Below are 23,447 nucleotides of genomic sequence, written 5' to 3' on the forward strand. Positions count from 1 at the left end.
GCGATGCCTCCCACCCTCGAAGCTAGTGACAGGAGGTATCGCCATGGATCTGTCGCATCTCAAGCTTGGCCAGGAACTGTCAGCGCTCGGCCTGGAGAAGGAACTCGAGCGGTTCACGTCGGCGAGCAGCAAACTCGACAGCGCTCTCGACGCGATCACGGCGACAGCGGTCTCGGCCGACCGGCTGATCAAGGTCACCGTGACCGGCCGGGGTGAGCTGCGCGGGCTGGAATTCGATCCCGGCATCTACCGCGAGCAGGACGTGCAGGCGCTGGCCGCCTCGATCCTGGCCACCGTCTCCCAGGCGAACGCCGCCGCGGCCGCCAAAGCCGCGACCGCCTACCGCGAGTTCGAGGAGCAGGTTTCGTGACCCAGGTCAACCTGCTCGCCGTGTATCGGTTGGCCGAGAGCCTCCGACTGCTCGGTCTGGAGGGCGGCGACTGGCTGACCACCTCGCTGGACAACCTCCGCCAGTCCGGCATCGCCGAGGCCTGCGGCAGCGACGAGATGGGCGTCCAGATCTCCGAGGGCTACAACCTGCTGGCGGACGGGCTGGCCGACGCCGGGGCGACGCTCGAAACGAGCCTGGTCAACATCGGCGACGGGGTCTCGGGCGGCGCTAACCTGCTCCGGCAGACCGACGGCCACAACGCCGAAGCGGTCAAGGCCGCGGACCTCGGCCTCCGGGCCGACGGCACCATCCTGCCGGCAACCCCAGGCGAGACGGGCAGCTGAGTGGGCTGGCCTCGGCCGATCGTCGAGTTCTTCGGTGCCATTGTCGGTGTCGATCCCGACCACTACCCAAAAGGTGACGAGGACGCGCTGCGCCGGGCCGCCGATCAGTACGACGCGATCGCGGCACACCTGGTCGATCAGCTCGGCCAGACTGCACTGCAGACTGCGAGATCTCTCGAGGCGGAGTGGAACGGCGAGGGCGGCCGGGCGCTCGCAGGCCAGCTCACCAACTATGTGAATAGCAAGGACTTCGGCGGGATCATGGCGATCGCCGTGAACGCCAGGGACCTCGCTCAGTACCTGCGCGACCAGGCCGACACCATCGCCCGCACCAAGATGATGATCTGGGCGCAGGTCATCATCGGCGTCGCGATGTACGCAATTCCGGGCGGTAAGCTGATCTCTTTGGCTTTCAGAAACACGTTGAGAAAGTTGCTCAGGGACTTCATCACGAATCGATCCAAGAAAGCCATCACCGAGGGTGCCGCCCGCGCAGCCGCCAACAAGGCGAAGGTCGGGACCGGCGCGAAGATCAAGGCGATCCCGCCCGGGCCCCTTCGCAATATCCTTGTAGGCGGTGGTGGGGCAGTTCTGTTCGGGCTCGGCCCCAACACAGCGGCCCAGATCTACGGCCTCACCACAGGTCAGGACGGCCGGGGAGAGATCGTTGCCGGCGGCAAGTACCAGCATGAGGAAGGCTGGAACGGGGAGGAGACCTGGACTTACACGAAGATCACGGCCTGGGCATTGCCGATCGCAATCGTGGCCGGAGCAGGGGTGGCAAAGATGGGCCAGGCCGCGGTCAGCAAAGTCGGGTTCTTGAATACCGAGGCCTGGAGCTGGGCCGGCCGACGGGTCATGGGCGCGACGGCAATGGCAGCCAGCATGCCGGCCGCCAACTTGATCGTCACTGGCCAAAGGCCAACCGGGGAAGACTTCTGGCGAGCTGCCGTGATGGGTGCCGCCATGCCCACCCACCCCTTCGGATCACCTGCCGAACGGCCGAGCCATCCCGACGCGACGCCGGTGGAGCTCATGAAGCTCCCGGAATCGAGAGCGATCGAAGGTATGGGAGATCGGCCACCGCCGGACGGACCTAACCCACCCGAACTGGTCGTGAAGCCCGAGGCCGTGGCCGATCACGCCGCTACTGCCGACGGCACCAAAACCGCGCCTGCAGCCGAGGTCAGGGCAGAGAAACCAGCCGCTGAGCAGGTTAGCCAGCAGGATGCGGCGGTCGGCGTACAGGGCGCCCTACCACCTTCTGCTGTGGCAGCGGTAGCGGCGGACGTGTCTGCGCGCCCGCAGAGCAGGACCGCTAACTCGACGGGAGAGGGCACGACCTCGCCCCCGCCGAAGCCTCCTTCCGCCAGTGTTCCCGGCGATGGTCCGGGCAAGCTGCCCCCGACCAATCCGGAGGTGACCACGAAAGGCCCAGCGAACACCCGCCCGGAAGCAACCACCGGCCAGACCGGCAAGGCAGATCCGGTGGCCGACCCCGTCGGCAAAGCAGCGCCAGCCGAGCAGTCCGGACCACGCGTCCCTGGGACGGAGGGGCAGCGCGTCCCTGAGACGGAGGGGCAGCGCGTCCCCGTATCGGAGGGGCAGCGCGTCCCTGGGACGGAGGGGCGCGTCCCTGAATCGGAGGGGCAGCGCGTCCCTGAAACGGAAGGAAAGGGAGCGCTCGCCGAGGGGGAGCAGGCCTCTCCGCCGGGCGCCGCGAAGGACGCCGGTCGCAGCGCCGAGGATATCGGCCGTCCACCGTCGGACGGCGGTCCCGACGGTGGGCGGCCCGGCGGCCCGCGCGATGGCACCACAGCTGCGCCCACCGACCCGACCACCCACATCGGCGGGTCCGGAACCGGCCGGTTTGCCTACCAGCCGGAGCACGTGACCATGGCTGAGGCGACCTCACGGTTCGCCGAGGCTACGACAAAACACGATGATCTCGTGAAAGAGAGGCGGGCGGAAGAGAGGCGGGCTGAAGAGAGGCTTGCGGAAGTCGAGGCCGGGGAGCAAGGTGTCGCCGGCAAGTCCGGCAAGGACTCACTGTTGGTGCACAGCATGACGGTGGAGCGCCTGGCGAAAGAGACGCTCGCCAGCGAGAAGGCGCTCCTGGATGTTGTCACTACCCGGAAGGCGCCGCCGACCGAGCAGGCCCGGCTCGAGGCGCGCCAAGCGACTGAAGACCTCGCAGCGGCCCAGAAGACATTCCGCGAGCAGGAGGTGGCACGCGACAAGGCGAATAAAAACCTCACCAAGGCGCGCAACCAAGAAACCGCTCGCGAGATCGCCGCCGCAGTGGCTGCAAAGCGCGCCGAACAGTCTGCCGCAGGGCGGGCCGATGGCGAGCCCGCAGCACGGGTCGCCAAGCGGCGGGAGTCGGCTGAACAGGCAGCCGAGGGAGCCCGCGACCTGACCAAAACCAGGAAAAACGAGTTCGACCAAGCAAGCCAGCGGCTCAAGGAAGCGAGCACCTCGCGAGATGAGGCCGTAGCAGCTGACAAAAGCGCGCAAGACAACGCCACGGCAGCCCGCAAGGCAGATGAGCGTGAGCAGAATGCCTGGCACAAGGCGGAGTCGGCGCGGCTGGTGCGGCTGGCCGCGGAAACCAACCGCGTGCGTGCGGCCCTCACCCCCGACCAGGCTCAACGGCTGTATCAGGATAAGTATCGGCTGGAGGGCTGGGAGCACCTGAATGCGGAGGAGAACCGGTTCCTCGCCCTCTTCGAGAGTATCGAGCGCACTGGGAAAGGGGACGGGAAGGGCATCACGCTGCGGGTGTCGCAGGTCGAAGCCAGCCTCGTGGTGCGAGCCAAAATGATGGCGGACATGTACACCGGAGAAGGAAAGACACTCCTTGCCGCGCTCGCACTCGGGATGGCCGCGCCAGACGGTCCGGTCCATTTCATCACGTCGGCACCCCACCTCGCCGCCGAGAACCACCTCCTGTTCCGGAAGCTTCTCGAACCACTCGGCGTTGACGTCCGGATGGTGAATGTGAACCGGCCGGAGCCTCCACCGACCCGGACGACTGTCTATGTGGGCGATGCGGCCGCCTTCGGCCACAGTATGGGCGCCAACCACCGGGTCCCGGGCAAACACGCCATCGTCGACGAGATCGACGCGGTGGTCATCGATCTGTTCAACCAGCTTTACACGCACAGCTCCGACGGGGGCGGAATCGCCAGTGCCAAAGAGACAGCAGCGGTACGCCTGGTCAAGCGAATCCTGGACGAAGGGTTCGACCCTGCCCATCTCGGGGTGGACCCGGCCTTTGCCAAGCGGATCCTCGACGATGGGGCCGAGCTTGCTTTTCGGGGCCTGACCGAGCCTCAGTCGAAGCCCGAGCTCACCCCCGGCGGTAGGGAGGCGTTCAAGGCACTGGTCGGTGACCGGGTTGGCACGCGCCGCTTCGAGGTACTCGTCAAACGTCTGGAGGCCGATGCTGAGGCCCGCTGGACTTTGGTGGAGAACCAGCACTACCTGCGCAAGGTGATCGACGGCGTTGAGAAGATCCTCATCATCAGCAAGGACTTCGGGCCGCTGATGGACTCGGTGACCCTGACGGAGCAACGTTGGTCCAAGGTGGCGCAGGCACTCGAGGCCAAGCACGGCTTGGAGATCCGTGCAGACCCGAAACACCGTAATGCGATCAGCACTGGTGAACTGCTGAAGTCCTATGACCGCGTCAGTGGTATGTCGGGTACTGCGAAGCTGGGCGAGCAGCAGATCCGGGAACTCCTCGGGCCCGACAGGGTCAGCCGGGTGGTCGAGATCGATCAATTCAACACACCCAAGATGAAGATGAAGCCCGACACGGTTGTCGACACCTGGGCCGAGAAGTGGGATGCGGTGATCGATGAGGTCATCGCCGATATGGCGAAGGACGGAGACCCGAGCACCGGCAGACCAAACATGATCGGCACCGACCACGAGGGCGAAATCGCCTACGTCAACGAGCGCCTGGTGGACCGGATCCGAGAACGGGGGTATGAGGGCAAGATCCAGATCCAGATCCTCAACTCCAGCAAGCAGGCGGATTTCATGATTGCGGGCACCTACGCCGATTCGATGACGAAGTTCTTCGTGGACGCCGGCCAGCCGGGCATGGTCACCATTGGGGGCAGGGTGCTGGGGCGTGGGGTCGACCCCAACCCCGCAGCGGCCACCTTCAAGGGCCACCAAGTAGCGGCGCCGGGTGCCCGGGTCTTCACAATCCCCGAGCTGCGCGGCCAGCCGAAGCAGAACATTGAGGCGGCCGAAGGCGGAATCGCGATGCGAGTCGGCTACCGTGACGAGGGATCGCCCCGGGGCACGATCCAGGCGGTCAACCGGGTCGGTCGCCAGGGAGCGCCCGGCGAGGCCGGCGTCTACGTCTCAAAACAAGACGCACTGTTCCTGAACCACAAGGATGCGCCGCCAATAGCCGCCGCCTACCAGAAGCAGGCTGCCAGCCGCGACTCCGCACAGCGGATCTACACCGAGGCTGCAATCGCCCACGCGCAGGCCGTCGCTGCCCAGGCGAGCGCGAGCGCGCCAATAGCCACCGCCGCAGTCGCAGCCGACGTGCGGAGCGCCGAGCAGACCATGCACCAGACCGGTGAGGCTCTCCGCCGAGCGCACGACAACCTGCGCAGGGCTGAGGAGAATCTCCAGTTCGGAGCGCACTGGGACTACCAGGAACGGCTCTCGAATCTGCAACCAGCGTCCCAGAACGACAGCGTCGGGCAGCCCGATGACCAGGGCAAGCGGACCGAGTCTCCTGGGCAAGTGACTCACACCGTTGTACCGCAGCGGGACCCGGCCGAGTCGAACCGGCCGCGTTACCGCTACGGACCGCCTGACCTTGATGGTGACAGCTGGATGAGGCCGGGCGGGGCCGCTGACAAGCTGGAGCTCCTACGCCGTACCGCGGAGGGTCACCCGCACGGTGTCACGGCCGGCGATCCGGGCGGGCAAGCCGCCCCGGCCAACGCTGCGCAGCCATCGGGCCGTGGCGTTCTGGGCGAACGCATGCCGCTTCTCGATGAGGGGAGATTGCGCGACGCGGGGATCACCCGGATCGACGCCATCTCGCCTGCGCCGGATAACCACGTTCGACGCTACGTGGTCACCTTGGGCGATCGTGGCTCGTTCGTGCTCACCACGGTGCGGGACGGGTTCTTCGCTCCCGGTACCGCGGAGCTGAACGACGCGTTCGGCGAGTTCCGCGACGTCGAGATCAAGTTCGCAGACTCCGCGGAGACGATTCATACCCGCTTCACCGACCACGTAGTACAGGCTGCGGAGCAGTTCGGGCAGCGGAAACCCGAGCAGGGCGCCGATCAGCGCGCCGGGGCCGTCGACGCGGCATACACCGCGCTGAAGACCGTCGACCTCGGCAGCTACGACCGCGATGCCCTCCGCGCCCGGCCCGAGCCGCCGCCTGCCACTACGCCGGCCGTGCGGCCGAGCCGGAACCCGAACCGCGAGAAGCTCTTTCCGCGGGCCGAGATGCCGGCCGATCCGGACACCCAGCCGACGCCGGCGGATACTGCCGATCCGACCGCTCTGTCTCCACTGGGACAAGCCATCACGGCGGACCCGTACCAGAACCTGCTGCTGGGGAGCCCGAATGATCGGGCGCTCGCCGAGCTGATCGATCGGGACTTGGGGCGAAGCACCCAAGGTCTGGCCGTGAAACGGATCCGGATCACGGCCGCGGAGGAGCAGCACTTCCTGGTCGGGGGCAGAAGAGTGTCGCCGCATCAGCTCGCGGCGTTGAGCGGGTTGTGGCCCGACTGGGTGAACGTGCTGGACGTCGATCGGCCGAGCACTGCGGCTACGGAGTTGGCGCAGAGATTCGCGAACATCGCGCAGTTGGACATTGTCGTCCGCACAACGGACGAGACCTCGCCTTGGCAGGTGGTGATGGCCGTCGAGGATTCCACGTTGCAGCACGAGGGCCAGATCGGGATCGAGGGCGGCAAGGTCATCCTGAGAACCGGCACGACGGCGCGGCAGATCGAACTGACCGAGCAGCATCTGGGCACGCTCCTCGGCTTCGGCGGTTCGAAGGCGGCCTTCGCGCTCTATGACAAGGTCGTTCTCGTCGCCCTGCCGAACGCGGAAGCGGCGCTGGACGAGCAGATCGGCTGGACGAACCGCTTGTACGAAATGCCTGGCGGGCGGGAGGTCATCGCGCCGATCCATGGCAGGACCACACTGTTCGGCAGCCCGGCCTTCGTGGCCGATCGTTATCAGGCCATCAGCCGGGACATCTGGGGGCCCGATCAGGACTCGCCGGTTAGCCGTCAGGGTCTCCCGACGAGGGCCAGCCTGGACAGTCTGATAGCCTTCCGGGCGTTCTGCGCCGAGAACCGCGTGCTACCTCTCGATCTGCAGTTCGGAATCGACCGGGCCGGACGATTCGTTGCCTATGACATCAACGGCATTCGCAGGCTGGATGGTCTGGCAAACACCGGGTTCGAAGTCCTCGACGCCTGGATCGCTTGGGCCCGCAACGGCGTCGCTGCCGCGACCGAGCCGCAGCGGCCTCACTCTTCACCAGCAGGCCTTCCGGTGGCAGAGGTCGAGCGCTTGGCGGCGGACGTGCGGGCGAAGCTGCGGGTGTCGGAGTCGGTCGAGATCCGGGTAGTGCCGGACATAGCAGCCTTACAGTCGGCCGGGCTCGCGCCGGGGCATCCGGTTGCTGGCCTCTACCGCAACGAGAACGGCCGCCATGTGGTGTATCTGGTGGCCGAACACCTCGACAGTCGGCAGCAGGTCGACACGACCATCCACCACGAACTGCAGCATGGCGGGCTCCGCGTGCTGCCGCGGGCGGACCACGACAGGGTGCTGGCCTGGTTGGTCGATCGGTACGACGATGCCCGGATCGCGCCGTTCTTCGGCGAACTGACCGCCGTCCAACGGTCGTTTCTCGACGGCGGCCGAGCCGGGGCCACTCTCTCTCCCGAGGAGCTGGCACAGGTCCGCGAGTTGGCCGAACACGCCTACATCGAATTCGCGCTGACCGTACCGCCAGCCGGGCCGGTGCGGACCTTATGGCATGGGTTCCTGTCGAACGTCCTGGGTCCCGCGCTCTGGAGGACACGAGTCTGGCCCAGCACGGTCGGCCTGGCTATGCTCCACGACACTGCCCGTCGGATCGCGGTCGCCATGCGATCCGGCCAGGCGCCACGGCAGGGCGCCGATGCCGATCCCCACTACCGCGCCGCCGGTCCGTCGAGAGGTGGCGCGCCAGCGAACCGGCCCGGGCCGACCGGTGGGGTCGCACAGCGTATGCAACGGTTCATCGACGGGTTGGCGTCCCTGCCGAACCTTGGCGGCTCGGTCTACACCGCGCTGCCCGGAGCGGTTTCCGCCGGAGCACTGGCTGGGAGCGGTCAGGTGGGGTTGGCCGCCGCAGTCCTCGGCGGTACTGCGATCGCCTTGCCGGCCCGCGCCCTGATCAACCGGTACGCCGACGCTGCCGACCGGCGCGCGAAGACCGGCTGGGCCGATCACCGGCGCGTGGTGGAGGACCGCGCCACCGTCTGGCGACGAGTGAACAGTGGACAGCAAGCAGGCCGACCGACTCCGCCGGGGGCACCGCTCGCAGCGGACCAGGCGGTCCAACCGCGGGCGCCGCTCGCGCTGGCTCAGCTCACCGCGCCGCGGTCGGTCGCGGCGTGGTGGACCTTTCCGTTGCGCAACGCAGTACCGGTTGCCGCGGGCACCATGGCCTTGGCCATCGTGGCGCCACCGGCTGTCGTCGGGGTTGCGATCGGGCTTGGAGCGGCGGTCGTCGGCAGTGCGCAGTACGGGCTGCATCTTCGGCGGGCGAGGCTGGACGACGTGCGTCGCGCCGGCGACTACGCGGAGCGCAGCGCGCGGCAACTGATCGCCAGCGGCACACCGGCGTCTCGCGTACTGCCGACCGGTACTCCGCTGGCGGCCTTCCTGGAGACCGCCTATCGCGACCTCGACGAGCAACTCGCCGTCATCCTCGAGGACGGGAATCGTCGCGCGGAACTGGACCAGTTGCTGGAAGAGCTGACCAGACTCGACGGCGAAAGTGTCCGGTTGCAGGGACTGCTCGACGGCGGCGCTCAAGACATCGCGCCGCTGGCCGGGTCGCTGGTCGCGATCTCGGCGGCGCTGTCGCAATACGCCGCGGCGCTGGAGCGGCACGGGCTGGATCCGCATGCGCGGCTGAGTGGGCCGAATGGCACCCTGGTCAGCGATTCCGTCCTGCACCACGATCCACTGCATGCCCGTAACCTCGCCGACCTGAGTTGGTCGCCGGGGCGCCCCCACAGACCAGGCGTCGACGCCGAGAATGCCGCACTCGTCGCAGCCAAGATCGAACAGGCCACCTCCGGTCGCTACGGGCAACTGTCCGCAACCCTGATCCGGGGGAAGGCCGAGACAGGCCGGCGCCTGGTCGAAATCGCCGCCGAGCTGGTCTATGACCTGGAACAACGTCGCACACCGTCGTGGATGGCCCGCGACACGATCCACGCGCGGGCGCTGCGGGCGCAGGTGGACTTCTATCGATATCTCGGTGCGGAGCACGACCAAGCAGCACCAGCTCGCCTGACCTGGCTGGCCCAGTCCGGTCAGCAGTACCGCGCGGCACTGCCTCCTGCGACCATCACGGTTCCGGACACCCACCTACCCGCTGCCGCAGTACCAGACAACGGGAACGGGCTTCGGAGCAAGCACTTGACCGCCAGGGCGGAGGCGGTTGTCGACGCGGCTCGGGCGCACGGTCCGTCGGCCGATCTGACTGCCAAGCTCAACGTGCAGCTAAAGCTGCTGGCTCCTGTCATCGAAGGCGTGGCCAAGCGGCTGGAAGCCAAGCGGGCCAGTGTGGAGGCGTCCAAAGCAGCCATCGTCACAGCGCGCAAGACACTGGCAGACGAGGAGGATGCCAAGGACTCCGGCCGGCATGCGCGTCGGCGTGCTGCGGAGCGGGATGCGGCCAAGGCGGCGGTGACCCGCGACCGGCACGCCGCGGTCGCGGCGTCGTACGAGGAAGCGCTTCGGCAGTTGGAGGCAGCCACGGCCGGCTATCTGGCACTGCGATCGTTGCCCGCCGGCCTGGAGGCGCGTGCGCGCGAGGCGGCCGGTCACGTCAGCCAGTACCTGGACACGATGGCGAAAATCGCGCCGCCTGACATCACCCTGACGACCGGGATGGCTACCGGCCGGCTCCCTTGGCTGACGACCTTGACCAAGCAGATCAACGAAACCTTGGTTGCCCAGGGCATCAAGGAGACGTTCACCGCCGACACGTTGCAGAGCCGGCTGCTGGCCGAGTTCGGCCAGTTGGCCGGCCGCGACGGCGCCGTACTGCGGGTCGGCCACGGCGCGGGCGAGCTGCGGATCAGGTTGCGGACGGCCGGCCTGACCGAGGTGCTCGACCCACCGGCGAAGGCGTCGGAGACGATGATCGGGCAGCTGCCGCAGGGTGGGCGATCGCTGTCCATCACCGCTACCACCAAGGTGGGGGCCGAGGGCGGATTCGACGTGGCCAAGTTGCTGGCCCGGGCGTCCGAGGGATCGTGGGTGTGGCAGCTCGGGAAGTTCCTGATTCTCAAGCTGGGGTGGTCTGTCAGCCGGGTCAGGTCGGTGATCGCGAATGTAATCGAGTACGCGCTGGGCGGCGGTGTCGAGGACAACCGTGACGAGTCGGTGCTGTTCGGCGGTTCGGCCGCTTGGGAGTTGGAGGTCCGTACCGACCGCGGCGGCTGGATCGACGCGGGGACGGTCAACACCGGAGCGGCGCGGGACGAGTCCGAGTTGAAGGTGTACATCGCGCACTCCTACACGGTCCCCGCACCCGAGCAGACCGTGCAGCTTCCGGCCGCGGAGCGGAACCCCCAGCTGCCCGAGCATGTGGTCGGAGCGATCTCCGGCCTGGAGGCGATCAGCGACCGGGTCCAGGGCCTGGTCGATGCGAAGCTCGGCACGGTGGTCCGGGACCAGATCCACAACGCCATCACCTACGAGCTGCCCGGTGAGCTCCGCGAGTCGACCGGCACGGCCCTGATCCGGCCGCTGCTGGTCGACGGCGAGGTCATCGGTCACCTGGAGCTCAGGTCCGAGGTGCGATCCGCCGAACCGCTCGGCGCCGCCGGCCGGGAACACTGGCAGGAGGCCCTGCGGGTCGGCTTCAGCGGAGCCTCTGGGAACCAGTCGTTCGGTCGCGGTCGCTCGGCTTCCGTCGACGGTGGGATCGCCGGCCTGGCCGGCCACAACCTCTTCGGGTTCGGGCTCGACCTCAAACCGCCGACGGTCAGCGCCAGCTACCGGACCGGGCGGTCGGCGTCGCAGAGCGCCGGCGGGGTGGGCATCCACGTCGGCGTCCAGCGGTTCACCGGACCGACGCAGGGCTATCACACCTTCATCCACCACGAAGTCAAAGTTGTCCTGCGCGATGAAGTGGTGACGGTGGTGAAGGGGAACAGTGAGGCGCTGCTCCGCTTCAAGGCCAACGAAGCGTATCGCCACGGGCTCGCAGTGGACCCGAAAGTCCTGCGAAAGGACGAGAACGGCGAGCCACTGCTGGTCGACGGCCGGCAGTCCATCGACGGCGATCCGTCGCCCAAGGCAATCGTCCCCGGCCGTCGGCTGGAGTTTCCGGACTGGGCAAAGGAGCTCGGGGGAGCAGGGCCGTGGGCGGTCCAGGCCTTCACCGGCGGTGACGAGGCCCTGCGGGACGTGATGAGGTATCTGAGCCAGCAGGGCTACCTGCCGCGGCTCGACGTCGACGACGTACCGGATCTGTCCCGGCCGGCCGGGACAGATCCGGTGGAATGGCGGGGGCAGCTCGCCAACCTGACCGAGCTCCGGGCGCAGTTCAGCGCCCTGCGGCTGGAGACCGGGTACGACATCGCGGCCCAGACCGGCCTGGAGTTCACGGTGGTCCGGACTCGGCTCGGCCACGCGGCGGAGAGCCGGACCCTGCGGATCGACGTCGCGCGGGACTTCGGCAAGGCTGGTCGGCCGAAGGTGACGACCAGCGAGTCGGTGGTGATCCTCAGCATCGGGTCGAACACGGCCGGCCGGTCGGGAGGAGGATCGACATCGGTCGGGCTGGCCGCCAGAGTCGCGGCACAGCTCGGGAGCCCGTCGGGCTTCGGGAAGGCCGGATTCGCTCGCGACTGGTCGCTCCGGGGCCGCTCGGCCGGCTGGTCCAGCGGCGGCACGGCCAACCAGGTGACCTTGGTGGAAAGCACTTCACCCGTAGCGGTGTTCCACGTTCCGCACACGCTCACCGTGACCGAGGTGGAGAGTGGGCACGAAGTCCACCATGGCGCCCAGGGCTTCGGCGCACGCGTCTCGATGGACAGCGACCTCCTCCCGTCCGACGAGACGCCGGCCGGTACGCCGTCCGTGGCAATCAAGGGCGAGGTGAAGTCGAACATTCTCGATCGGGGGATCCTGCTCGGGCTGAGTGCCGGCGACCTGCAGAAGGAGTTGCCGGCGGCAATCAGTGCTGATCCGATCGCGCGCCGGCATGTCGCGACCTTCCTGAATCCGCGGAACCTGATCGCGCATCCGGAGTGGACGCAGACGGCGTACCGGACCCGGACCGTGGTCCGTGGCGGAGTGGTGCCCCGGGTGGCCGGCGTTTCGGTGACAGGCGAGATCCACGATGCGAAGTTCGTCGCCGTCACCGACGGAGTGGGCGGTGACATCAACTTCGCTATGGGCAGTCACGGCTCGGACCGCGGGACGAACTCGGGCAGTGGGCTAAGTGGTTCTCTGGGCGGTGGGGCGGGGGGCCGGGCGGGCGAGCTTGGTGGCAGCAGGTCGAGCAACGTGTCGCAATCCCGCGGCAGCCTGCAGATCTGGGGTGACGAACGGCTGACGATCGAGGTCGGCCGGCAGTACGTCTTCCAGGCCGCGGTGGACTTCCAGCTCGCGGTCACCGACGGCCCGGTGCTGGGCAATCTGGCGACCAGGATCGCGGCCGAATCGGCGGACGGGATGGCCCTGTTCCAGCTACCGGAGCGGGATGCCCTGCGCTTCTATGCCAGCAATGAGCTCGACCTGCCGCTGCATCAGGTGGCGGATGTGGTGGAACGGTTCATCAACCGCAAGGTGTCGATCGACCGCGGAACCCTGACCTCCCTCATTCGCCGGTACCATTCCGCGCGGACCGCCGCGGTAGCCGCAGGTGAGCCGATCCCTGTTTTGTCCGAGAAGCACAGCGCACAGGTGATGGCCGCGGAACTCGGCAAGGCCGTGGGACTCGCGGTGGCAGAGCAGAGGTTGGACGAGGTGCTGGTACAGGCCGAGGAGGTGGTCGCCACCGTCCAGAAGGTCAGCCTGCCCGAGTACGACGAGACGACGATGGGGGACAGCCTTGTCGAGAGTGCCGGGCTCTCCGACCAGAAGGGGCCGGTGCGGCTGCTGGACAGCGTGACGAGACTGGTGTCACAGGTCCTCGGCCACCCGGCCGACTCGGACCTGGTCCTCGCGGAGAGCCTGTACGTCGACCTGGCCGGTAAGCGCTGGTGGGGCCGGATCGACGACATGCTCGATCCCGGCGGGTTCGTCCGGAGTTACCTGTCGACCTCGACGGACGGCAGCACTCAGCAGAAGATCACCGTCCGGATCAAGGCGTGGTTCAAGGAAGACACGGCGCAGAGCCTCGGGGAGACCGCCGAAGTGGTCGCCCTGGCTCAGGACTACGAATACAAGGAAGCCTCCCACGCCGAGGCGGGCGGCCAGGCGACAGGCGTCCGCGGCAGCTACTCGACAGGGCACGGCGGATCCAGCACGGTCGGGACCGACCGCTCCGGTGGCGTTCGGGCGACTGTGGGTACACAGCTGACCGAGCTCAAGCGCAAGGGCAGTTTCGGCGCGATGGCCAGGATCCAGCGCGAGCTGTTGCTGGAGATCGAGGTGGTCGGGGAGCCCGTCGAAACCAGTGGCCAGTTGCGCCGGGGAATCGAGAGTGCCGTACGCCGCGCTGACGCGGTAGACCAGACGGAGTCGGTGGAGTTGTCGGGCCAAGTGGTCCAGCTGATCCCGGCGGCTCTGGTCAGCCACGAGACTTCCGTGCTTCCGCGGACCTCGCTGGTCGATCACCGCAAGGTCAGGTTGCCCAGCAACTACAAGGTCGCGGGAACTGTCGCGTTCGGGCGGGGGAACGCGCGCAAGAACGAACTCGTCGACGCGCTTGCCAAGGAGCTCGGAGGACGGGTGCACCGGGTGGAGCTGGAGAACCTGTTCTCCGCGTCGGGCCGGAAGGCGAAGTTCCCGGCGATGGCGACGGAGGACGGCTACCGACTCGTGCCGCTGCCGGTTCCGGGGCGTCCTCGCCAGGTCGTTCAGGTCAGGGTTCAGGCGCAGGTCTACGACGCCGAACTGGTCGCCGGGCCGATGGGGGACTCGGAGATCGGGCAGGTCAACCGGAGCCAGCACACGACCTCGACGGCGGTCTCTCTCGGCCGGGCGCTGCCGCTGTCCGGTGGGTTGTCCACCAACGGCAGTGAGGGGAGCCCGCTCCAAAGGGAAGGCCTGAACGGGGGTGTCTCCGTCGGCGAACAGGTCACCGACCGGGTGAGCGACACGTCAGGGGTACGCCGTGAACGGTCCCGGTTCGAGAAGGGGGACGACGTCGTCATCGTCCGGCTGCGGGTCGGCTACAACCTGTGGTTCGAGAAGAAGCGGCTGCTGAACGACGGTGGCGAGCGGCGCATCCGCGATGAGGTCAAGAAGCCGTGGGCCGCGACGGGCGAGGCCTACGTGACCATGTTCAAACACCAGTACGACGCGATGCGCGCCGAGCAGGAGTCTCTAGGATCCGGGCCGGCCGGCCGGAGTGGGGTTTCGCAGTACCTCACGATGCGTCCGTGGGTGATAGCCGATCCGCGCCAACCGTCGCGGGTGCTCACCGACGCGCTGACGAGAGCTCACGAGCGCCGCGTCGAACTGCGGCTGACGGTGACGGAGGCCGATGGCACGGATCGCTCCTACGTGGTGTCGCCGGACGGTCGACTGCACGGCGACGAGCGGGACGGCGGGTTCGCCGAGGACTTCGCGACAGTGCATCCACGACTGGTCCAACTGGCTGAGGAGAACGGGATCGATCTCCGGGCGCTGCACGCGTCTCGTAGTACCGGGAAGTCCTTCAGCGAAACCATCCGGGATGCTCTGAAAGAGTTGAAGGTGTCGACGGACCTCTCCGCGGGGCTGCGTTTCCCGACCGAGGAGCGTCCGCGACCGGGGCAGGCGCCGACCGGACAGTCCCACCAGGCGTCGGGTCCGTCCACTCCGCCCGTCATTCCGGTCACCGATGGTGGCGCTTCGGGCAATGCGGCGGCGTTGGGCCGGATGGCGACGACCGAGGGCCGCACACAGGAACGCGTGGCCGAGGTCGAGACCTCCTTGCGTGGCCTGCTGGCCGGCGTACTGATCGGACCGGCCGAGTTCGCCTCCGTCGCCGGGCTCGACCGTGTCGATCGGATCGACGCGATGTCCTGGCGGGTGTGGCGCGGCGGGCGGTCGCACGACGTGGCGTTCCGCGTCGGGCCGGTTGCTCGTCACGCGCTGGCCGGCTTCGCGCCGGCCCCGGACGGATTCGGTACGACGGTAACGGTGTCGCCGCTGCTGATCGGCGACGCGGAGGTGCTGTCCGCGGTAGGCCACGAACTCCGCGAACTCAGCGAGCTACCTCCTTCTGAACAAAGCGCGCTCAACGCGGGGCCGGATGTGTTGGTGCCTGGGCCTGCCCGCGCCGATGGCGTGCTGCCTTCGCCGCATGATCGTGGCCGGGAAGCCCAGCTGGCGTTACTGGGTTGGGTTGCTGATCGGGTGCCGGCGTCGGAGTCGGCTGCGGGGGTTCGGGCTGATCTGGCTTTGCTGGATGCGGTGATCGATCTCGGCCTGCTGCCGGGGGCGGAGGGCGCGGACCAGCGTCTGGCGATGCTTGATCCGGCTGTTGAGGCACGCCTGCGAAGCTGGATGTCCTGGGTCACCGACGATGCAGGCCAGATCGCAGGCACGGTCCACCACACGCCTGTCGCCGGCCACGAACAGGCAGCCGCCGTGATGCAGACAGGCCAAGCACCGCGGCAGGGCGCAGGCACCGACCCGCACTATCGCGTTGCCGGTCCGTCGAGAGGTGCCGAGGCACCGACGGGGTTGACCGCCGCGCACCTGTGGCGACTCCTGGATCGTCAACGCGCGCAGTGGCCGATCGACGTCGAACTCCACGTCGTGCAGGTCGAAGAGGAATTGGTCGAGATCTCCAGGGCAGCTGTGCACGACCTTGTCGAGGGCGTGTACGTCGGGGAACAAGAGGACGGCCGGGCGGTCGTGGCGCTGGCGGGCGATCGCTACCCGACCGAGGAAGCCGCGTTGACCGCGGTCAGCCAGGCACTCCTCGAGCACTTCGGGCCGCGGGTACTGCAGGCCGGAGACTGGCAGGCCGTGCTCGACCGGGTCACCGCCCTGCGAGAGGAGGCCTTCTACCCGCATCTGCTCGCCAGATCCACCGCGAAGTTGGCCGGGCTGTCCGAGCCCGAAGCCGCCTTCGCCCTCCTGTCCAAGCGTCAGCCGGAGGTACTGCGAGCGTGGTGGGCCACCTTGCTGCTCGAGGAACTGCGCCCGGCGCTGAGCGAGTCTGGACTCACCATCGGCAACCGGAACGATGCGGCCGACCGGCTCGGCCGAGCAATCGAACGAACGGCTGTCGCCCAAGTCGGGCGGCCGGCTCGCACGTACCGCGAGCAGGCGAGAGGTGGTCCGGGCAGTATCCATCGCAGCAGGTTCCGCGGAGACGGCCGGACAGAGCCTGCCCCGGCGGCTGTGCGAGCGACGGCACACGGTCTGCCGGCTGAGATCGCAGCGGCGGTGGCGCGTGCGCAGGAAGGCCGGTCAGAGGCCACGGTACGCAGGGTCGCCATCACTGGGGACCGGTTCACGATCGGCTTGAGCTCCGGCGAAGTGATCAGCACCCAGTTCGAGGTGACCGGCGACTTCACGAATGCCGGCCCGATCCGCTGGGAACAACTCGACGGCTCCGCGGCGTGGGCCAGTATCACCCTGTCGCCACGAGCGCAGGACGACATCATCGGACGGGCCCTTGCCAACGCCGCGGCGCAGGTGGTGGCGGCGTACCAGGGTGAGTCGCGCCGTGACCAGGCCTGGGCCGGCCGGCGAGCCGAAGTCGCCTTCCTGGTGGCCCAGCTCGAGGTGGAAGGCCTCGGCTCTGGGCTGTCTTCCAGGCCGTACGATCTGTCGAACCTGCGCAGCGAGCTGCGGCTCCTGCTGCATCACATGAACAAGGACGAGAAGCAACCTCACGGCCTTCCACCGCTGCCGCCCGACCTTCGTCACAGGGTCGAGCAGGTACTGCGCCGGGACCCGGCTCGAGTCTGGGTGGCCGACAATCTCCTGCCCTGGCTCAACGGGATCGAAGACTTGGTTATCGAGGGGACGCCGGCCGTCCGCCGGCTCAAGCCGTCGAACGCCGACGTCACCGCAGGCGAGGTCATTCCGTCCGAGCACCGCGCGGTGGACGCCTTCCTGCACCGGTTGTTCCAGCAGTTCGCCGCCCAGCCGGCCTCGCTGGCCGGACATGGCGACTCCCCAGCGCGGCTGAAACTCCTTCGCGAGCAGCCGCTGCTGCGGCATCTCGTCGACCGGTACGGCGCGGGCGAGGCCATCGAGCTCGGTCGGCTGGGCCCGGAGGACTTCGCCTTCTGGATGGACACCGAAGACCGGCAGGCCGTGGCCGACGTCTTCGCTCAGCTGGCCAGCCTCGTCGCGCAACGCGATCAGGCCGCATCGTGGTGGCAGCGGCGAGCAGCTGCCAGCGATTTCGCCGAGCTGGCGGCTACGCTCGGTCTGCAATCCGTCGACGGCAACCTGCGGGCGGCGCTGCCGTCGGAGCTCAGCGCGGCGGTGGCCGCGCTCAAGCCCGGGCTCGCGCAACGCCTGCAAAACGTCATCGAGAACGGCGTCACGGCTTTGCCGAGCATCCGCAGCGAGCTCGTCCTCGGCTTCGTCGAGACGGCGCCACCCGGCGTGGTCTCCGCCGTCGTGCTCGTACAGAGCGGTCGGGTGGGGCTGGCGGCCGCGGTCCTCGGCGGTACCGCGCTCGCCTGGCCCGCCCGCGCCCTGGTGAACCGGTACACCGACGCCGCGGACGAGCGAGCGAAGTCCGACCGTCGCAGCTATCGGCGTGACTTGGAGGACATCACCAGGTCGCGCAAACGAGCGGGCCTCGTCGACTCGGTCCTTACGCCGTACCAGCGACTGCTCGAAACCGTGTCCGGTCAGGCGGGATGGCAACCGGAGGGGCCGAATCCGCGGCGGGCACCGCTCACGCCACCCGGTATCACTGTTCCGCCGGCAACCGCGCCCTGGTGGACCTTTCCGCTGCGCACCGCGGTACCGGTTGCCGCCGCGGCACTTCCACTGGCCATAGTCGTGCCACCGGTCGCCGTTGGTGCCATCATCGGGCTTGCGGCGGCGGTCGCCGGCACCGCGCAGTACCGGTTCGCTCGTCTGCAGGCGCGGTTGGACGACGAGCGTCGTGCCCGCGACTACGAATGGCGGAGCTGGCGGCAACTGGTCAGCGACATGCGTCTCGCGGCAGATGCCCTCGAGCGGCTACGGGCCCTGAGCAACGAGTTACCGGCCGGCGGAGCGCACCTGCTGGAGCCGGTCTGGGATCTCGAAGGGCCGATCGGGCAGGCGGGACGCGATGTGCCTGCCAAGGCGGTGTTCGCCGCGCGCGAGCTACTGATGAGCGCCGTACCGTTCGCCCAACGGACCGCCAGCATCTATGTTCAGCAGCAGCTCGCTTCGGCTGGCGCGGCGCTGCTGGAGGCACTGGTCCGGCTGGGTGCCATCGGAGTGGTGTCCGGGGTGATCGAGGCGCTGCTTGCCGAAGCGAACCGGCACGCGGTCGACCGGCGCATGCACAACTGGGTGGAGTTGCTGCGGACCGAGATCCAGGCGCAGTCCGACCTGATCACCGACCCCGTCCTAGCGCGGTTCGACGAGATTCTCGAGACGCTGCGGGCAAAGCGCGCCGCCGAGGAAGGACAGGCGACGTCGCTGCCTGCGATGGTGGCTCCCCAGATCCCGCCGGAGCAACCGTGGAGCCCTGTCCTGCACCCGGAGAGGGAGGCCAGCACTGGCCGGCGGTGGTACGTGCTCGGCTCCGTGGCGATTGGTGGTGCCGGCATCGGAGTGGCCGCTGCCATGGTGCATGCCTACGACCTCGATCCTGTCTATCTCGACCTGGCGTGGGTGGCCGGGCTCTGGCAGCCGGTCAGCTACTACACCAAGTACCTGCGCAGACGGATGCGGGTCCAGGAGGACTTCGCCGAGCGGGATCGCAGCACTGAACGCCGCTCCGCGGACGAGGTCGAGCGCGATCGGGCCGCGGCGAACTACCTCACCCATCACGTCGGCCGGTTCCAGGACCTGGTCGACGGCAGACGACCGAGATCCCGCGACCTGCCGGCCGGTACTCCGCTGGCGGCCTTCATCGAGGGCGCGTATCGCGACCTTGACGATCATCTCGCCGGCAATGTCGAGGAGAGGTACCGGCAAAGCCCGGAACTGCTGCGGTTGCTGGAAGAGCTGAGCGGGCTCGACGGGGAGCGTGATCGGTTGCAGGGGCTGCTCGACGATGGCGGCCACCACGACATCGCGCCGTTGGCTGAGACTTTGATCGCGATCTCGGACGCCCTGTCGCAGTACGCCACGGCAGCTCAGCGGCATGGGGTCGACCCGCAGGTGCGGCTGAGTGGGCCGAGTGGCTATCCGGTGAGTGATTCGGTTTTGCATCACGATCCGTTGCATGCCCGGAACCTGATGGATCTGACCTGGGGGCCGGGACGCCATCACCGGCCCGGTGTGGAGGCTGAGAATGCGGCTCTGATCGCTGCCAAGGTCGAGCAGGCGACCTCTGGCCGGTACGGGCCGATTTCCGCCGCCGACGTCCGGGCCAAGGCTGAGGCCGGTCGTCGGTTGGTCGATATTGCGGCTGACCTGGTCTACGAGCTGCAGCGGCGCCGGGTGCCGTCGTGGATGGCTCGTGACACTGTCCGTGCGCGGGCGTTGCGGGCCAAGGTGGAGTTCTATCGAACGCTCACCGCGGATCACGCCCGAGCAGTCCCAGCCCGCCTGAGCTGGCTGGCCCAAACGCCTGCCACTGGCCCGTCGGCACCGCCAGCGCTTCCCGCTGGCCACGACGGCGGTTCCGGTAACGCGGCGGCACTGGGCCGGATGGCCACCACCGAGGGCCGGACCCAGCATCGTGTCGCCGACGTCGAGCGGTCGCTGCGGAACCTGTTGGCCGGCGACCTGATCGAGCTGGCCGAGTTCGCTCGTACTGCCGGGCTCGAGCGGATCGAGCCGATCGACGCGATGGCTTGGCGAGTGTGGCGGGCCGGGCAGTCCCACGAGGTGGTGTTCGGGGTCGGGGTGGTGGCTGATCATGCGTTGGCTGGGTTCGCGCCGACTGAGGGTGGGGTCGGTACGACAGTGACGGTGTCGCCGTTGTTGGTCGGGGATGCCGAGGTGTTGTCTGCGGTCGGTCACGAGCTACGGGAGCTCAGCGAGTTGCGGACGTCTGGGGCGGATGTGTTTGTTCCGGGGCCGGCCCGTGCGGACGGCGCACGGCCGTCGGCGCATGATTGGGGCCGGGAGACCCAGTTGGCGTTGCTGGGGTGGGCAGCCGATCGTGTGCCGGAGTCGGAACCGGCCGCCGGGGTCCGGGCTGATCTCGCGTTGCTGGACGCAGTGACCCATCTCGGCTTGCTTCCGGGGACCGAGGGCGCGGACCAGCGCTTGGCGATGCTGGACCAGTCTGTCGCGGCGCGCATCCGCACTTGGATGTCCAGCGTCACCGGCGACGCGGACCGGATCTCGGGCCTGGTCGAGCAGGCGCCTGCCGTCGGCCAGGAGCAGATGGCCGCCGCGGTGGGCAGCTCGCTCGACGCCTTGCGGGTCGCCTCTCGGCCGGACCGAACCGCCAGGGCCGCGGCCGTGGCCGACGCGCGGGACGCATTGGCACTGGCCATGATCGCCGCCGGACCGGAAGCGCCCGGCGAGCAGCCGGTACGGGGTCTGGCGGCGGCCGTGGTTCGAACAGGTCTGTCCATGCCCGTGGAGGAGCTGGACGAATTCGCCGAGCGCGGGTGGTGGGAGCTGGCCCGGCGGTCTGTACCTGCCGCCGGCGGAGCGATCCTGGCCTGGGCCCAGCAGTTGGCCGGGGAGATATTGCAGCAGGCTCGCCCGCTTGAGGCAGTCGTCCACCGTGAGGTACTCGACATAGCGCGAGAGTCGGGTTCGGTCGCCGCAGCGGCACAACGGGCAGCGGATACTATCGACGCCTACCTGCTCGACGAGACCGTCCCAGCCAACCAGCTGTTGCGCCGACGAGCTGACCGCGCGCTGCAGCTGTTCCTGCTTACCCGCGCGGAGCGCCTGGACAGCGAAACGATGAGGCTGCGGGCCGGCCGTGCCATCCGGCTGGCCGCGCGTGCTGCCGGCGTACGGGGCATCGAGAACACCCAGGCCGGTGGCGAGGTGGAGGTGGCGGTCGCCGCGGTGGCCACCTTCTTGAGAGCCAGGACCGCCGAGCGGGCGCGGGTGGCTCGCACTGAGGCGGAGGAGCGGTTGATCTTCGCCACGTACGCACCGCGCTTCGGGTACGAGTCCGAGCAGGCGATCGCGCTCGTGCACGACGCTCTGAAGACCTGGTCAGGATCGACCACTCCGGACAGCGACCAGTCCCGACACCAGATCGCTCCTGCCCCACGCCTCAGCCCTGCCGCCGAAACCGACGGTACTGCGATGCAGAAGGCAGTGGCCGCCCTCACAGTCGTGTTCCTGGCCGAGCAGGAGCAACGCCCGCGGGCGATCGACCATGCGGTGGACCGTTTGCTGGCGGCCCGGTCGCTGGGCGATCGATTGGACCAGGCCGCGGTGACGAGCCTGGAGAAGGCGATGGACCTCGGCCTCGGACCAGACGAAGAGGCCACGTCCAGGGCTGCCGCCGATGCCGCGGCAGTGCTGTCCCTGGACCTGATGGCCGCGTCTGCGCGCGACCGGGCGGCTTCAGCGCGATGGATCCAGCTGGTGGTGACCGCGGCGGCGCAGGTCTGGTCCACTGACGAACCGGCCAGGGCAGAGGGCGCAGCGGCGGAGACTGCCTGGCAGATCGTGTCGTTCTGGTCGGGCGAACGCACCATGACCGAGGCGGCGTCGCTGCTGATCTGGGCGTCCACAGTGCTTGCGGCGACTGAGTCCGATCCGGCTTTGACCACCCTGCGCGCGGTACTAGCTGCTGCTCCGGCCGTGGGACTCGGTGCTGCCAGCCGGCTGGCGGCTGAGGCGTTCGACAGCGTTGCCACCTGGTACGGCGACAGCACTGAACCGGCCCAGCAGCGGGCTACTCGCGCGATCACTGAGGCGATGACCAGCTGGGCGAGCGACGGCCCGCAGTTGCAGCAAATACAAGCCGAAGCTGCCTCGGGCTGGATCAGTCCGGTGACAGACGCGGCCCAGCGCGCCTTCGACACCTTCCAGGCCTACCTGCTCGGCAAGAACGGTCCGGATCAGGACCCGCTGCGGATGCGAGCCGATCACGCACTCCAGCACCTCCTGCTGATCAGTGAGCAGCACGACATCCAGAACACGGCTCAGGAAGCACTCGTCGCGCTTCGGGCGACGGCACCCGGCACCGAACTGGTGGAAGCAGTACTGCGCATCCGAGCCGCCGACTACATGCGCTCGGCCCGCCTGCTCGCAAAAGCCGCGGTGGCCTTCACCATCGACGAACGCCGCCCCGACACCGCCCTACGAGCAATCGAGGTCATCCAGGACGAACGCACCGACTGGACGGCCAGCATCCCAGCAGACGCGCCGGACAACGTACGCGCGGCCCGGCTGGAGCCGACGCCAGCCGGGCCGGCACGAACTGCGTTGTCGCCGGCAACCGAGGCGCCGGTTGCCCGAAAGGTCGCCGGGTGGGCCGGGGAGTGGCTGCGGGAGCATACGTCGAAGGTGGAGGTCTTGGTTGCCGATCCAGGTCCTGGTGCGGATCGTTTCAGGGTCAAGTTGTCCGGTCACACTTTTGCGGTGACCGTCGGGTTGGGGCGGCTTCCCGAAGGGATGTATTCGAGAGTCAGTTTCGAACCCGGGTCACTGGATCCGGCCATCACGGTGTCGGATCGGCTGAGCCTCGATCTGGACAGGCGGTACGCCGCTCGGTGCGGTTGGCTCGAACTCGCGGCTGTGGCTGCCTTGGTCAACACGGTGGCCGTCGACGGCGGCAGGGTACGGCGTGGTGTTCCTCAGCCTGGCGAGGGGAACGCTCCTATGGAGGCCCTGTTCTGGGCGACCTCTCCCCTGGACCAAGGGCGCATCACCCCTGCGCTGCGGGTCGAGGCGGAGCTGGTGTTGCGTGGGTTCCTCGGCGCGCGGATGGGCCAGGTCGGTGAGCGGGAGTACGAGATCTCCGTGCGGCTGGCGGCACGGGTCGTCGAAGCCACTCTGATCGACCAGGATCTGCGCTGGCAGCACTTCCGGTATCACTAACAACGCGGCGAGCCGTCGCCGATCGGCAAGTCCTCCGCTCTTTGGCCCAAGCCATCACGTATCGTGCACATGGGCATACTTACGGTCACTGATCGGATAGGGTGCAACGGGAATGGCGGTTCACGGGGCTCGGGTACGTC

The 23,447-nt window shown here is 68.3% G+C and carries 3 protein-coding genes; all 3 read left to right on the top strand.

Annotated elements, in window-relative coordinates:
• The first annotated feature begins 43 nt into the window (after positions 1–43).
• Genes A3ES_RS46885 through A3ES_RS0111010 form a run of 3 tightly spaced genes read left to right on the top strand, consistent with a single transcriptional unit; the run spans position 44 to position 23,307 of the window.
• Positions 44–370, top strand: coding sequence for a YbaB/EbfC family nucleoid-associated protein (locus tag A3ES_RS46885; protein WP_020386858.1), 327 nt, complete (start codon positions 44–46; stop codon positions 368–370).
• A complete protein-coding gene (locus A3ES_RS0111005; RefSeq protein ID WP_020386859.1) occupies positions 367–735 on the top strand; it encodes a hypothetical protein in 369 nt (122 codons plus the stop codon). The genes A3ES_RS46885 and A3ES_RS0111005 overlap by 4 nt, the downstream gene beginning before the upstream one ends.
• The gene (locus tag A3ES_RS0111010; protein WP_020386860.1) at positions 736–23,307 is read left to right on the top strand and encodes a WXG100-like domain-containing protein; all 22,572 of its coding nucleotides are present in this window, start codon (positions 736–738) and stop codon (positions 23,305–23,307) included.
• Positions 23,308–23,447: the final 140 nt, after the last annotated feature.

The sequence above is a fragment of the Kribbella catacumbae DSM 19601 genome (assembly GCF_000372465.1).
Lineage (GTDB): Bacteria > Actinomycetota > Actinomycetes > Propionibacteriales > Kribbellaceae > Kribbella > Kribbella catacumbae.

Bases quoted from the DNA above. Each gene is read 5' to 3' on its own strand.
- A3ES_RS46885 (WP_020386858.1), top strand. From the start codon at position 44: ATGGATCTGTCGCATCTCAAGCTTGGCCAGGAACTGTCAGCGCTCGGC.